The 14,290-nt window shown below is 38.4% G+C and carries 13 protein-coding genes; 11 read left to right on the forward strand and 2 right to left on the reverse strand.

Going from position 1 to position 14,290, the window contains the following annotated elements:
• Positions 1-242: 242 nt before the first annotated feature.
• From N0B48_RS08520 to N0B48_RS08540, 5 genes are all read left to right on the forward strand, one after another.
• Positions 243-1,067 carry a terpene synthase family protein gene (locus N0B48_RS08520; RefSeq protein ID WP_259838260.1) on the forward strand — a complete coding sequence of 275 codons (825 nt, stop codon included), beginning with the start codon at positions 243-245 and terminating at the stop codon, positions 1,065-1,067.
• A gap of 24 nt (positions 1,068-1,091) precedes the next feature.
• Positions 1,092-2,117: a terpene synthase family protein gene (locus N0B48_RS08525; RefSeq protein WP_259838261.1), complete on the forward strand. Its 1,026-nt coding sequence runs from the start codon at positions 1,092-1,094 to the stop codon at positions 2,115-2,117.
• A gap of 170 nt (positions 2,118-2,287) precedes the next feature.
• Entirely contained in the window at positions 2,288-2,833 is a 546-nt protein-coding gene (locus N0B48_RS08530) for a hypothetical protein (protein WP_259838262.1), read from the forward strand.
• Positions 2,834-2,906: 73 nt separating this feature from the next.
• The gene (locus N0B48_RS08535) at positions 2,907-3,707 is read left to right on the forward strand and encodes a hypothetical protein (protein WP_259838264.1); all 801 of its coding nucleotides are present in this window, start codon (positions 2,907-2,909) and stop codon (positions 3,705-3,707) included.
• A gap of 136 nt (positions 3,708-3,843) precedes the next feature.
• Positions 3,844-4,980, forward strand: a complete 1,137-nt coding sequence (locus N0B48_RS08540) for a 1-acyl-sn-glycerol-3-phosphate acyltransferase (RefSeq protein WP_259838266.1) — start codon at positions 3,844-3,846, stop codon at positions 4,978-4,980.
• 71 nt (positions 4,981-5,051) lie between these two features.
• On the opposite strand, the gene N0B48_RS08545 is transcribed toward N0B48_RS08540, so the two are convergent.
• The gene (locus N0B48_RS08545; protein WP_090022936.1) at positions 5,052-5,606 is read right to left on the reverse strand and encodes a hypothetical protein; all 555 of its coding nucleotides are present in this window, start codon (positions 5,604-5,606) and stop codon (positions 5,052-5,054) included.
• Between the two features lie 214 nt (positions 5,607-5,820).
• Between N0B48_RS08545 and N0B48_RS08550 the strand changes: the two genes are divergently transcribed.
• From N0B48_RS08550 to N0B48_RS08575, 6 genes are all read left to right on the forward strand, one after another.
• Positions 5,821-8,616, forward strand: coding sequence for a TonB-dependent receptor plug domain-containing protein (locus tag N0B48_RS08550; protein ID WP_259838267.1), 2,796 nt, complete (start codon positions 5,821-5,823; stop codon positions 8,614-8,616).
• 21 nt (positions 8,617-8,637) lie between these two features.
• Complete coding sequence (locus tag N0B48_RS08555; RefSeq protein ID WP_259838268.1) at positions 8,638-9,852, forward strand: DUF4876 domain-containing protein; 1,215 nt, start codon at positions 8,638-8,640, stop codon at positions 9,850-9,852.
• 1 nt (position 9,853) lies between these two features.
• Positions 9,854-11,368 carry a DUF6850 family outer membrane beta-barrel protein gene (locus tag N0B48_RS08560; protein ID WP_259838271.1) on the forward strand — a complete coding sequence of 505 codons (1,515 nt, stop codon included), beginning with the start codon at positions 9,854-9,856 and terminating at the stop codon, positions 11,366-11,368.
• A 13-nt stretch (positions 11,369-11,381) separates the two neighbouring features.
• The gene (locus tag N0B48_RS08565; RefSeq protein ID WP_259838273.1) at positions 11,382-12,518 is read left to right on the forward strand and encodes a cytochrome-c peroxidase; all 1,137 of its coding nucleotides are present in this window, start codon (positions 11,382-11,384) and stop codon (positions 12,516-12,518) included.
• A gap of 217 nt (positions 12,519-12,735) precedes the next feature.
• Entirely contained in the window at positions 12,736-13,296 is a 561-nt protein-coding gene (locus tag N0B48_RS08570; protein ID WP_259838275.1) for a helix-turn-helix domain-containing protein, read from the forward strand.
• 278 nt (positions 13,297-13,574) lie between these two features.
• A complete protein-coding gene (locus tag N0B48_RS08575) occupies positions 13,575-13,844 on the forward strand; it encodes a heme oxygenase (protein ID WP_259838277.1) in 270 nt (89 codons plus the stop codon).
• A gap of 114 nt (positions 13,845-13,958) precedes the next feature.
• On the opposite strand, the gene N0B48_RS08580 is transcribed toward N0B48_RS08575, so the two are convergent.
• Positions 13,959-14,090 (reverse strand): hypothetical protein, encoded by a 132-nt coding sequence (locus tag N0B48_RS08580; RefSeq protein ID WP_259838279.1) that lies wholly within the window; start codon positions 14,088-14,090, stop codon positions 13,959-13,961.
• Between the last annotated feature and the right edge of the window lie 200 nt (positions 14,091-14,290).

Raw genomic sequence — 14,290 nt, forward strand, 5'->3', positions numbered from 1 at the left:
AAAACATTAAAGAGGAAGACGCTTAATACCTATTCTATAATCTACAAACTTAAATCTTAAACGAGATGAAACCGGAAGAATATAATTCAAAAGACTATCTGCCACGTGGCCATTATCCCTGGCCCGACCTTATTAATCCGAATGCTGAACAGATGGGGAAAGATATGGATGGATGGATTGACAATGACTACACTTTCCTGACGGAAAAACAACGCAAAATATACAAAAGAATGAGGCTGCACATGTGCACTGCGCGAATGTGGCCGGACTTAACCTATGAACAGAGTATTCCCTGTAACAGATTTATGCTCCAGTATGTAGCTCTTGACGATCAGGTGGAAAATTCTTCCTTAGAAGAAATGCAGCAGTTACGGACTCGTTGTGTAGACATTCTCAAGGGAGCACAGCCAAGACCGGAAGAAAATGCGCTCTATCAGCATATGGCGTTAATAAGAGATGAATTCCGCGCTTTGATGCCTGATATATGGGTTGAACGTTTTATCTACTATTTTTATCAATCCTTCAGATATGGAATCGAATTGGAGTATCCTTATAAAATAGCCCAACGTCCGCCATCACTCACGCTTTTCAAAACCATTCGTGAATATTCTGTTCTTATGCGTCCTTATCTGATCTTGGGTGAGATTGAATCAGGTCTCGTACTTCCCGAACATATTTTTGAGCATATTGTCGTTCAGAAAATGATCTCTCATATGACCCTGGTTGTAGCATGGCAAAATGATATTCACTCTCTACCAAAAGAAATGGCGAAGGGTACAGAGGTTTTTAACCTGGTTTTTGTATTGCAGCAAGAATATAATCTTTCACTGAAGGATGCGTGCGAACAGGCATTTCAAATCCATAATGAAGAATTGGCCAAAGTACTTGCCTTACACGCAGAGTATCGAGAATTCGGTGAATATCAGGAGCATGTAGACAAGTTCGTTTATTACGCAGGAGTTGGACTTCAGGGAGTGAATTCTTTTTATCTGGAAACTGAAAGATACCAGCATGGAGGAGTGGGTTTTGCCTGGCCGGAAATTAGTAGTGAAATCAAAACCATTTAAATTGATAACAAATAAATAAAACCCATGAGAGAAGAGTTAATTGTTCCAAAATGTCATTACCCCTGGCCCACAGTTACCAGCCCCATTGCCAATGCATTTGATGATGAAGAGAAAGACTGGTATGACCATGATTATACTTTTATTTCTGAAGAAGGAATAAAAAGATGCAAACCCCAGTTTCTGTCCCGTGTAGCTACTTATATGAATCCTACCTGTGACAGTATAGAACGGATGCGTCCCTGTGCCAGACTGATGATCTATATCACATTGTTTGATGACTATTTCGGAATGACCCCTGCAAAAGAGCTGAAAAATATGGCAGAAAGGGTATATGAAGTCATGATGGGTGAAGATCCGGATCCGGATGAAATAGGTATTCTCCGGCAGATGGCACAGGCAAGAAAAGAATGGGAAACATTTATGCCGCGTTTCTGGCTGGACAGGGTAGCTATCAATTTCTATGAATTCATCATCTATGGAATGATGGAGGAAATCCCTTTCAAACAGACTGAGAAAAGAACCTATCCATTACTTCCGCATTATCTCACCTTCAGAAAATATTCAATTGGGATGTGGCCGTATGGGGATCTGATAGATCCTGCAACCAACTCTCCATTGCCTGTTTTTATTTACAATCACCCTGTTGTACAGCGTTGCAGAGAGCTGCTTTCCCTTATTATTGTGATTCAGAATGATTTTGCTTCTCTGAAAAAAGAACTTGAAATAGAAAGCGAGAGTCTGAATATCATCTTTATCCTGAGTCACCAGTATAACCTTTCTTACCAGGAAGCCTGTACAGAAGCGATGAGACTGCATGATGCCTATGGTCAGGAGCTGGATGATCTGCATAAATCTCTCCCAGATTTTGGTGCTTTTCAGCAACAGGCTTATGATCATATTTATCATATTAAACTTCAGATAAGCGGCTGTGCGAACTGGTATTATAATTCCGGAACCAACCGCTATGAGCCTAAAGGATTTATTGTGCCACAGTATGGCAGGGAAGGGGATGACATTCTTATCCCACACAGTGTTTTTGTTCAAAAATAATCTTGAGTATTTTATAATTACAACCAGAGACAGCAAAGGCGTAAGTTTTTGCTGTTTTTATATTCTCTTGATAGGATTAATCTTGAAAAGCTAAACCGCGCTAAATTATGTTCCCGGAATCATCACAGTATTTTTAAAATCTTATCTTCGTACCTGATAAACTTGATGATATGAAAAAAATAGTACTCCTCTCCTCAGTCGCCCTCATCCTCAACTCATGCGTGGTATCCACTGCTGCCAAAGTAGTAAAAGGAGCCGTTAACGTAAGCTACAAAGCGGTAAAAGGAACAGTAAACGGAATAAGCTGGGCCGTAAGCAAAGCCAAAGGTAAAATAGATGAAGACCGTGTGGATGGGACCTGGAAAGTAGTAGGAGCCTATAAAGGTTCTTTTGAAGACTTTACGAATGATCAGAATCCGGAAAGTTCTTTTACCTCGGACTGTACAGAAGGTTTTGATCAGATTATTTTCAAAGCTAAAAAATCTAAGTTTAAACCGGTACACTGCAGTATTGAAAAAGAAGACTGGGTAAAATATTCAATGGAATTCGGGAAAAATCCTGTGACCAAAGAAAAGGAAAACTATATAGAATACAATTCCAACAATTATATTTCAGTGATTGATGTCAACAACAAAACGATGGTGCTGGAAGGAAATCTGATGCCTAAGCTTGCATTTTCAGGAGCTAAATTATATCTGCTGGAAAAAGTAAAATAGTTTTATTTCAAGACATTATCTTTCTTAAAGTTCAGAATATGAATCCGGATTTAGCCTTTTAACACACCTACTTATGAAATTTAAAATATTCACCCTTTTGCTCCTGGCCATTGCTGTCTCTGCAAAGGCGCAAATCAATATTAAACAAAGCGACTTAAAAGATTTCAGCATTGGAAAAGAGATGGAAAAACATGAACCCCAGCATATAAGATATAAAGACGGCAAAACATTAGCTCCCGGAAAATATATTGTGGTAATGGATGAAGAAGGCAGCAATTCTGAAGGTTTTAAATCACTATTTGAAGTTAATGATCTAGGCGAAATTGATGGTGAAATGAATTTTGAAACACCGGATAAAAATTTTGCTGTCAAGGCCGTATATAAAAAAGATATTCTGATCAGAATCGACAAAAAAGTAAACGGAACTCTTATGGAAACCAGCTACTTTGATCAGGGAGTTTTCTATGAAAAACAATTTGAACCCAATGGCGATTTTAAAAGTGAATCAAGAGCGATAGATGGAACAGTCGTTTATTCAAAAAAAATGAATCTTTCCGGCTGGGATGTTGAGGATGAAATTGAAGGCACACGTACATTTTATTATGGCAAAACCAATAAAATAGAAAGCCGTACCAGCACTAAGAACCTTGAAAAAGAGGCTACGTTGATGGAAGAGAAATTTGATGAAAAAGGGAAGCTGATCGGTAAGGAAATCAGATATGGATTAGGTAAAAGTAAGATAATCAAAAAAGATGGGAGCTACGAAGTGATGATAGATACGGATAAAGGATATAAGGTTTCAGAATATTCCAGCAAAGGAAAGTTGCTGAAAACCTATATAGCCGCCTATCCCACGATGACCGTACAACAATAACCTTTAATTAAAGTACGCAATGGTATGTAGAACATAGTTGCTATGGCGAAAAATGCTATACTTTAACAAACATTGTAACGTACCCTCGATAAATTTTTGTTCTTTTGCAAAATAGTTTTAATTTTTAAATAATTGCATGTCGAAGTTCGATGAAATCAGGCCTTTCTATGATAGTGAAGTGAATGAAGCATTACGGGGAATAGCCCGTGATCCCATGATGAAAGCGCTGATGAGTTTCACCTTTCCTGATGTTGATAAACAGGTTTGGCGTGAACAGTTTAAAAATATTCATACTATAAGTGATTTTCAGCACAATTTTATTGCTCACACCATTCGTCAGATTCTGGCGAAGAGCTCCGAGGGATTAACGACTTCCGGCTTTGATCAGCTGGATAAAAACACCCCTTATCTTTTCGTTTCCAACCACCGGGATATTGTTCTGGATACCTCGCTGCTGAATCTGGTATTGCTGGAAAAAGAGTTTATCATGACCTCTTCCGCAATCGGGGACAATCTTGTTCAAAAAACGTTTTTACATGTACTGGCCAAACTAAACCGTAACTTCTTAGTTCAGAGAGGTCTGCCAATTCGTGAGCAGCTGAAGAGTTCCCAGATTATGTCTGAGTATATCGAGCAGCTTCTTCATGTTGAAAATCGATCCGTTTGGATTGCCCAGCGTGAAGGCCGTACCAAAGACGGAAATGATGCTACGCAGCAGGGTGTTTTGAAAATGCTTGCCATGGCAGCCGGAGATTTGTCATTGACCGATTATTTTAAAACACTGAAGATCGTTCCGATATCCATCTCTTATGAATATGATCCTACCGATTCCTTAAAAATGCCCCAACTTCTTGCTAAACACAGAGATGAAGAGTATGTTAAAGGGAAAGATGAGGATTTTATGACTATGCTGAGTGGAGTATTGGGTCAAAAGAAAAGAATCCATCTACACGCCGGTACTGTACTGGATAAAGAACTGGATGATATTGCAGTGAACTTTGAAAACAAAAATAAGCAGTTGCAGGCGATTGCCCAGATCATTGACGATTCAATCATACAGAACTATAAGCTTTGGCCGACCAAGTTTATTGCTTATGATCTGCTTCATCAGACCGATACCTACGCCTCAGAATATACGGAACAGGAAAAGCAATTGTTTGTCCGCAGACTGGATATGCGAATCGATCCTTCTGATGCCGTTTCAAAAGAATTTTTCCTAGCGATGTACGCCAATCCTCTGATCAATAAAATGAAATACGGTGAAATTCTTTAATGAAATAGATGGTAGGATTTCTTAGTGTTGAAATCGGTGGGTAAGAACTATTTGCTTAATCAACAGTGAATTTATTTCTTAAGTTCATCAATCTTATTTTTAGCTTCATTAAATGCATTTTCTATAATATCACCATTATCAATAAACAATGTATTGTCAGAACCATACTTTTCTAATTTAATGTACCAACTCGCTTTTCCTTTACTCACGAAATATCCGACTTGAAATCCATCTACAGTGACGAATTTATTCTCCATATAATCTGGATTAGCAGTAATATCATTAGTGACATTTTCTTTTAAGACTTTTATAGCTTTTAAGACTTCAATCAAATCAGTATATTCTATTGATGCAGTTGTATTACTGTATTTCCCTTCTTTTACAAGTTGATAAAAATAACCATTTAAAGCCCCATTTGATATTTTTCTTATTCTAGTTTCTGTTGCATCATAGGATGTTTTTAGATTGGGTAATTTTGTATCTACAAATTTTGTAATGCTTCCGGTTTTTGATGCGAAAACATCCATTTTAGTTTTTGCAGTTTCGGCTTCTTTTTTTACCTCCTGACCATATGATGTGATTGTAATAAAAGCGATTGCTGATATTGAAAATATTTTTTTTAGCATTTAGCACTGTTTTAATGTTGGATGCAAATTTGTCAATTTAATTTTTATTTTTATTGTGGAAATCCGTAACTGATTTAAAAAAAGCTTTGTTCACTTAAATAATTCACTTTTTAAAAACAAGTAAAATGATTTATATCAATTATTTTAAATTATTCTAAATAAAATTAGTAAAGCTGTTTTGAGGCTCCTAACTTTGCCGGAAGAATAATGCTTGATGTTAAATAATGTTTCAAAATTTTCTTTTAAATTCCAATTTTTTAGTTTTATTTTCTTCGTTCTTACGTTTTCTACGTTCAGATCACAGGACAGAAGTGTAACCATTACTTTTGAGGTTAAAGACCATAATTTCGGATCTGCTCAAGGTTCGGAAATACAAATGAAGTCAGATGAAAATCAATATAAAATTTTCACAAACGATAAAGGGATAGCCGTACTTCAAGCGGTTCCGGGCAGTTATAAAGTGGAAATCCGAAAGAATTACAATCTTGGATATTCCAATACAATAACGGTTACTAAAGCGGAAACTTTTACCGTTTATCTCACCGAAAAGATCAACAGTATCGAAGAAGTGGTGATTACCGCCAAAGAGGGAAAAGGTCTGACCTCATCATCAGTTATTGGTCAGCGGGCAATGCAGCACCTTCAGCCTTCGAGTTTTACAGATCTTTTAGAATTGCTTCCCGGTGGAAGATCCGGGGATCCGGTTTTGAACCAGGTCAATAAAATTCATCTTCGGGAAACGGGAAATCCGGGAAGTGATTACAATACCTCATCCATGGGAACGACGTTTTTGGTGGATGGCGCCCCACTGAATTCAGGAGCCAACCTTCAGTACAGCTATGATTTTTTAGATAAAAACAACAACGCACTGAAAAGAAGGCTGAATATCACAAGCGGTGTGGATATGCGGAGTATTTCTACAGATCAGATTGAAAGTGTGGAAATACTGCGGGGAATTCCTTCTGTAGTCTATGGAAACCTGACTTCGGGAATTGTAAAGATCACGAATAAATCAGGGTACTCAAAGTGGAAAGCCAGATTTAAAGCGGATGGCTACAGCAAACTTTTCGCCGTAAGCAAAGGTTTTGAAAACAAAGAAGGCGACCTGAAAATCAATACCGGTCTGGATTATCTGGATGCGAAATCTGACCCGAGGGACAGACTCGAAAACTATAAAAGAATAACAGCGAATCTGGCGGTGTCCAAAGACAAAAAATACGATAAAGGAACTTTCAGATGGCAGTCTCACATGAGTTACACCGGTTCTCTCGACGGTTCAAAACCTGATCCGGATGTAGACTTGTCCGAGCTGAATTCTTATGAAGTGAATAATCATATGTTCAGTTTGTCTAATTTGATCAGTTACACGAAAACGGATCCTTCATTTTACCGGTCCACAGAAGTTCAGGCGACAGTGAATCAAAGGTTTGACAAAATAAAGCAGACCAAATTTATCCAGCTTGAAAATGCAACGGCTTTTCCTTTATCCAGAACGGAAGGGGAATATGACGGCTATTATCCGCAAGCTCAATATATTTCGGATTATCAGGTAGACGGAAAACCTCTTGATGTATTCGTGAAGATGGTAAACAATTTCCAGCTTGATTATCAATGGCTTAAAAATGAATTCAATGCAGGCTTCGACTGGCAGCTGAGCAAAAACTGGGGTGGAGGACAAGAGTTCGACATATACAGACCCATTGATCCAAAATCTACGTTCAGACCGCGTGCGTACCGCGATTTCCCGGCTTACAGTACGGCAGCCTTATTCCTGGAATCCATCAGTACGGTAGATCTGGGTAAAAATAAGCTGACCGTGGCATTGGGTGTGAGAGGAAATTCAATGCAGAATCTTCCTTCCAACTTTACAATGCACGGAAAAGTCTATGCCGATCCGAGAGCGAATCTTCAGTGGGAATTTCCTTCATTTCAGATGGTCAATAAAAAAGCGCAGATCGCTCTAACGCTGGGTTATGGAAAACAAAGTCTCTTTCCGGATCTGAACCTTTTGTATCCGGAATTGGTTTACAAAGATGTTCAGCAACTGAATTATTTCCACAACAACCCGAATTACAGAAAGGTGAACTATAAAACCATGATCTATAATCCCCAGAACCCTGAAATAGAGCCTGCCGTGAATGAAAAGTTCGAAGCAAGGATGGATTTCAGCCTGGGACTGCACCAGCTGTCGGTGACGGTTTTTAAAGAAAATATGGACAATGCTTTCCGTTCTATGAACCAGTATACGGGATATCAGTACAAAAAATATGATACTTCAGGTCTTAATCATAATGGAATGATTGCACCGCCGGATGTGAATGCGCTTCCTTATCAGACGATCAATGAAAATTTCCTCTATACCACCCAACGAAACGGAAGCAGAATTGATAAAGAAGGGATAGAATTTCAGTATTCCTCTAACCGTATTCCGGTGATCAATACCCGCTTTACCTTGAATGGAGCTTGGTTCCGCACAAAATACGGAAACAGTATGCCGGTATACAGAAGTAGAGATTTAACCATCAACGGAAGACCTTATCCCTACCTCGGACTGTACGAAGGCATGGAACCGAATTCCGCCAATGAAGTCATGAATACCAATCTTATGCTGGATACTTACGTTCCCAAACTGGACCTTGTATTTTCATCCTCTTTTCAGTTCTCCTGGTATTCGATGAGGAAACTGTCTCCTATGAACGGCGTTCCAAGCCATTATGTAGATCAGAACGGAAATATTTTCCCATTCAATCCGGAAGCAGTTCAGGGAACCATTCTTGAAAGTTTAATTATTGCTCAGAATAACGACCTGTACAATACAGCGAGGAGACCAATGGAAATGAATCTTAATCTGAAAGTCACCAAAAGCTTCAGGAATAAAGCCATTGTGGTTTCCATGTTTGCGAGCAGGCTTTTCAGTTATTATGCGCCTTATTCGGTGAATGGAGTAACCATCAACAGGAAAGGAGCTCAGGATCCCTACTTCGGAATGGAGATCAATTTCAATTTATAAACAAATTCAATTCAATACACTATGTTAAAACAATTATTACGAACACTGATCGTATTATGTGCTTTGGTCAGTTTTACGGCCTGTTCTTCAGATTCAGATTCGCCGGAATCACAGACTTCATTAAAATTGGAACTTAAAGTAGTTCCCACGGATATTCAGGTGAAAGAATACAAACATATTACGGTAACTTTCAAAGAACTGAACACCGGATTTACCACGACTCAGGAACTTAAAAACAATAATACTTTACAGGTGGTTCTTCCTTCCGGAACCTATCACATGATGGCAGAAGGGACTATCGCTTACACTAATAACACTGAACTTACAGAAGCCAAAGTGAGCGGAGTACAGACAGGTGTTGTCATCAATGGAAGCGAGGTAAGCAAAACAATCGAACTGGCTTTAAAATCAGGAAGCAGTGATCTTATTCTGGAGGAAGTATTTTTCACAGGAACCAAGACACCGCAAGGTGCGATGTACTTCGGGGACCAATATTTTAAAATCACCAACAATACAGACCAGACTTTATATGCGGATGGAATGCTGTTGATCCAGTCAGCTTTTATGACAAATGAAAAGCAGGATTACACCCCAAATATCATGGCAGGTACTTTGTCTGCCGGAGCGATCATTAGAATTCCGGGAACAGGAAATACGTATCCGGTAAAGGCTGGTGAATCTATTATCATTGCAGAAGATGCTATCAATCACAAGGAATTTAATAGTTTATCCATCAATCTTATCAACGCCAATTTCCAGATTTTTAAAGAAGATTCAGATGACATCGACAATCCGGCCGTTCCGAAAATGGTGAACGTCTTTGAAAAAATGGTAATTCATACCCAGGGATATTACGCTTATGCTTTGGCCCGTATGCCTCAGGGGATGACGAGTGATGCCTTGATTGCGCAAAATTCATACAAGTACCAATATACCCTGACGTTTGGAGGAGAAGCCTATCCGATGGACGGAACCGCGGTTAAAATTCCGAATGAATGGATCACGGATGCAGTCAACTTAAGTGTACAGGATTCTTTCCAGTGGCTGGTGACTTCGCCGTCATTGGATATGGGATGGACTTCGGTAAGTGCATTTGATGGAGACAAAAACCGTTTTGGAAAATCGGTCCGCAGAAAAGTGATCGGAAAAAATGTGGAAGGCAAAAACCTTTTTAAAGACACGAACAATTCCACAGCAGATTTTGAACATGGAGTAAAACCTTCATTATTTAACTAAAATGAAAAATTTTCGTTCCCTATTATCGCTGTCTGCATTGTTGTTTTGCGTTAAATTTCAGGCTCAGGTGAATGATTCCATCATGGGGAAAGTTCGTGAGGAGTACAGTTATGAAAGACTATTGAAAGAAAATCTCAATACCAATCCTGCCAATAAGTTGGGCGCAAGAAAGTACAGTGTCACGACCTTCAGGCTGCTGACAGAAAACACAGATACACCCAATGAAATTCAGCAGAAAGGCAAAGGAAAAAATCTGTGGGGCGCTGAAGCCTATTCCTTACAAAATCTGGATCCGAAAACAACGGTTTGGGGCAGCGCTTCCTATACCAAAGGAAAAACCAAACAGATGGTATGGAACGAAAATGCTGATTATGACCTGATTTATCCTTATGTAGCCGCCGACAGTGTGGGAGGAGATATGAAGTTTGAAAACTATAGCTTTTCAGGAGGTTATTCAAAAGCAATTAATTCTTATACAATCGGGATTACCGGGAGTTACAGAGCCAATTTAAGCTACAGGGATATAGATCCGCGACCGAAAAATACATCGGCCAACTTTTCTTTAGCACTGGGAGCCAATAAACTGGTCTCGGATAAATTTAAAGTTGGAGCCTATCTGGAAGGAGAGAAATACACCCAGAAACATTATTTAAGCTTTGTCAGTAACCAGGGATTTCCTATGATCTACAATATGAATGGATTGGGGAATTACAACGAGCTGCTTTCCGGGAAACTTCGCCAGGCCTATTATGAAGGCTGGTCTTACGGGGGAGGTTTACAGGTTTTCGAAGCCAGCACTAGAAACTGGTATCTTAATCTGGGATTTAAAAAATTCAATATGGATAAATTCCTGACCGAATATACAGATCTCAATGCCTCAAAAATTGATGAACAGCGGTTGAATGTATCCCTCGGAAAATTTTTTAATACCGGAAAAATCCTTTGGGGAATTTCAGCAGACGGAAGCAGCACGGAAAGAAAAGGTACGGAAAACCTCTTCCTGAATGAAAATTCCAGAAATTATATCCGGATCGGAACTGTAGAAAGATACAATCATAAAATCAATAATGTCATTCTTAAAGGGCTTCTGCAGATTGAAAATACGGAAGTAAAATCTTCACTGGTCCCTTTCTTCGGTTGGGTTCAGGAAAAAGAAAAATACAGCAATTCGCTGTCTGTTGTTGAGCTGAATAGAGTGATCTACGGTGCCGATTATCAGTGGCTGAAAACTTTTACCAGTGATTTGGCTCTTTCGGCTTCTCTGGGAGTTTCCGTGACGGATGTGTACAAGAAAAGTGGAATTTTCAACAATTCAGGAAAACCTTCCATTAACCAGATGTTGCAGGAAAATTATGCTTTTCAGTCATCGGATGTCTGGCAGGCAAAACTGGATGCAAATTTTCATTTCACGCTTCCTGTGGTTAAGAATGCATTCGCAGGAGGAAAAGTCATATACAGCCATTTTCAGAACGGGAGCAATATCTATTTTGCTGCCACGATAGGAACTATTTTTTAAAAACAGAAAGATCATGAAGTTGTCAGGATTTAAAGTTATTTTGCTGATAGGAGCCATTGTTTTCCTTTTTATGCAGAACACCATGCAGCAATACAAAGTAGATTATGGAGAAGTCATAGAACAGTACAAAAAGCCGTTGAAAAACTGGCCTGCACCTTCTATAGATGCAGGTGTCAACTGGAAGGAATTTGAAGCGATAGAGTGGGATTCCAATTATTACGATACGCAGGAACTTCCCGAAGTCATGCTTGGAAAGAAACTGTTTTTCGATCCTAAACTGTCGGCATCCAGCCAGATTTCATGCAGTAGCTGTCACAATCCCGAAATGGGTTGGGCAGACCGCCAGGAGGTCGCATTGGGGCATGATCATTTACAGGGAAAACGAAATACGCAATCGCTGTTTAATATTGCAGACAGAACCTCTTATTTTTGGGACGGAAGAGCCAAAACACTGGAAGAACAGCTGGTAGGACCTATTTCCGCACACAATGAAATGAATATGAAGCCGGAAAAACTAGCCGGAAAATTGTCTAAACTCACGGAATACAGACAGCTTTTTAAAGACGTTTATCACACCGATAAAATTACTTTCGATAAAATAGCCAAAGCTTTAGCCGTATTTCAGAAAACTATCAGAAGCCAGCCGAGCAGACTGGATAAATTCATAAAAGGAGACCATAAAGCATTAAGTGACAAGGAAATTTACGGGATGCATTTATTCCGAACCAAAGCAAGATGCATGAACTGTCACAACGGGAAAAATCTTACGGATGAGTCATTCCACAATATCGGTCTTACCTATTACAAAAGAGAATATGAAGACCTGGGTCTGTACCATATTACCCAAAAAGCGGAGGATGTAGGGAAATTCAAGACGCCTTCCTTAAGAGATCTGGATTATACGGCTCCATGGATGCACAATGGACTGATGGACGATCTGTACGGCGTGGTGAGCCTTTACAACAGCGGAATGCAGATGATAAATCCAAGTCCGGAAGAAAAGAAAGCAGACCCCAATTTTCCGATCACAGACCATTTGATGAAGCCATTAAAACTCAATGAGCAGGAAGTGGATGCCGTCGTAGCCTTTCTGAAAAGCATCTCAGGAAGTTATTATAAAATGCCACGTCCGGAAATTCCGAGGAAATAGAATTTCAAGAAAGATATTTTTATTTGTTTAAATGATTAACCACCAACCTTATAGACTTCCAAAACCTATAAGGTTTTATTATAATTATCATCAATCAATTCTCATTCATCAATAATAAAAATGCTGATCATTTATTTACTGTTCGATCTTTGTCCAAAAGAACATACTCCTCTTTATATTCTGATCCTCAAAATTTTAATGCGTAACTTTGAGTGAAATGAAGTTGTACATAAAATATATGGTAAGTCTTCGGTGCAAAATGATGGTGCATGAGGAATTGAATAATCTGGGCATCAAGCATGCTGTGGTAGATCTGGGGGTCGTTGAGGTGTTGGAAGATATTACCAGCGAACAGCGGGAGATTTTAAAAAGGGAATTATTGAAATCAGGTCTTGAATTATTAGACAATAAAAAAAGCATCCTGATCGAAAAAATTAAAAATGTAATTACCGAAATGATCCATTATTCTGAAGAGCTTCCTAAAGAAAATTTCTCAGACTATATCAGCGAAAAACTAGGCTACGACTATACCTATCTGGCCAATATATTTTCTGAAGTGAAAGGGATCACGATACAGCATTACATCATCATCAATAAAATTGAAAAAGTAAAGGAGCTTCTTTTGTATGATGAACTTAATCTTACTGAGATCTCTTATAAACTGAATTACAGCAGTGCGGCCCATCTTTCCAACCAGTTTAAAAAAATCACCGGGCTTTCTCCTTCTTTCTATAAACAACTCGGCCTCAAGCGTAAAAATAATCTGGAAGACTTTTAAAATGTGTGATATATGTAAGATTAATACAATAATATGTAGCACAATTCAGGATGGAAATCCCAACTTTGTATAGTAAACAGTAAATTAAAGAACAAATTTACCACCATAAAAAATCAATATATTATATCTCCTTTTTTCAAATGGAGCTTAAAACTACCAGAAAATAGTACATATATTTTTGAAGAGTTTTAGACAAGGGATAGAAGCTTAAAGGTCTCTATCCCTTTTCGTTATGAAAGGTATTGAATAATAGTTGGAAATAATAAATAGCTGAAGTTATGAAAACAATACATCTCTTTCAATTCAAAGACTCCGTTTCCCTGAAAATTCCTTTTTTTAAGGAAAGCTATGGATTGGAAACTTTAAATGAATTAATGGAATACGATTTAATGAATACCGAAAAAGTAACCGAGTGTATCATTGAAACCGACGATGACTTTATTTTTGAAGATACCTCGCGGGATGATCTGCTGAAGATGTGCCAAAATGCACAAGAAACGGTTGAGCATTATTTTGCAACCGCTGTAGGTGATGAAGATATTCTTTAAAAAACGAAGTTGCTATAACCAGCTCCGGACATTTTAGAGGAGAAGAACAAATCATGTTAATTGCTTTGTCCTTCATACCTGAGCCTGTTTTTTTAAAAATGAATCCGGTTTTATTTAACTGGTGGCATTTCTGCTTTCATTCTCTTTATCTTTTCTTTTGGTAGCCTTATCTTCCTTTTTTTCTTTTGCGGTTTTTAAGGGCGCTGTTTTATCCGATTTCTTTTTTCCGTCTTTCTCTTTTGCCATGGTATAAAATATTTATTGAGTGTAAAGGTCATGGATTAATAATGGAACGACTTGCAAGAGTCTGGAGATTTGTTACATAAATCATACATTATGACAATTTGCAGCCCTGATTTTGAAAATATACTTTTATGGACTTAGATAAGCCATAATCCTTATAGGTTTTCAAAAACCTGTAGGGATTTTTTTATCATCATCAATTA

This window comes from Chryseobacterium herbae (assembly GCF_025154075.1).
Lineage (GTDB): Bacteria > Bacteroidota > Bacteroidia > Flavobacteriales > Weeksellaceae > Chryseobacterium > Chryseobacterium herbae.

Coding starts and splice junctions, on each gene's coding strand:
- N0B48_RS08520 (WP_259838260.1), top strand. CDS start 243: ATGTGCACTGCGCGAATGTGGCCGGACTTAACCTATGAACAGAGTATT.
- N0B48_RS08560 (WP_259838271.1), top strand. CDS start 9,854: ATGAAAAATTTTCGTTCCCTATTATCGCTGTCTGCATTGTTGTTTTGC.
- N0B48_RS08555 (WP_259838268.1), top strand. CDS start 8,638: ATGTTAAAACAATTATTACGAACACTGATCGTATTATGTGCTTTGGTC.
- N0B48_RS08550 (WP_259838267.1), top strand. CDS start 5,821: ATGTTAAATAATGTTTCAAAATTTTCTTTTAAATTCCAATTTTTTAGT.
- N0B48_RS08545 (WP_090022936.1), bottom strand. CDS start 5,606: ATGCTAAAAAAAATATTTTCAATATCAGCAATCGCTTTTATTACAATC.
- N0B48_RS08565 (WP_259838273.1), top strand. CDS start 11,382: ATGAAGTTGTCAGGATTTAAAGTTATTTTGCTGATAGGAGCCATTGTT.
- N0B48_RS08570 (WP_259838275.1), top strand. CDS start 12,736: ATGAAGTTGTACATAAAATATATGGTAAGTCTTCGGTGCAAAATGATG.
- N0B48_RS08580 (WP_259838279.1), bottom strand. CDS start 14,090: ATGGCAAAAGAGAAAGACGGAAAAAAGAAATCGGATAAAACAGCGCCC.
- N0B48_RS08530 (WP_259838262.1), top strand. CDS start 2,288: ATGAAAAAAATAGTACTCCTCTCCTCAGTCGCCCTCATCCTCAACTCA.
- N0B48_RS08525 (WP_259838261.1), top strand. CDS start 1,092: ATGAGAGAAGAGTTAATTGTTCCAAAATGTCATTACCCCTGGCCCACA.
- N0B48_RS08575 (WP_259838277.1), top strand. CDS start 13,575: ATGAAAACAATACATCTCTTTCAATTCAAAGACTCCGTTTCCCTGAAA.
- N0B48_RS08540 (WP_259838266.1), top strand. CDS start 3,844: ATGTCGAAGTTCGATGAAATCAGGCCTTTCTATGATAGTGAAGTGAAT.
- N0B48_RS08535 (WP_259838264.1), top strand. CDS start 2,907: ATGAAATTTAAAATATTCACCCTTTTGCTCCTGGCCATTGCTGTCTCT.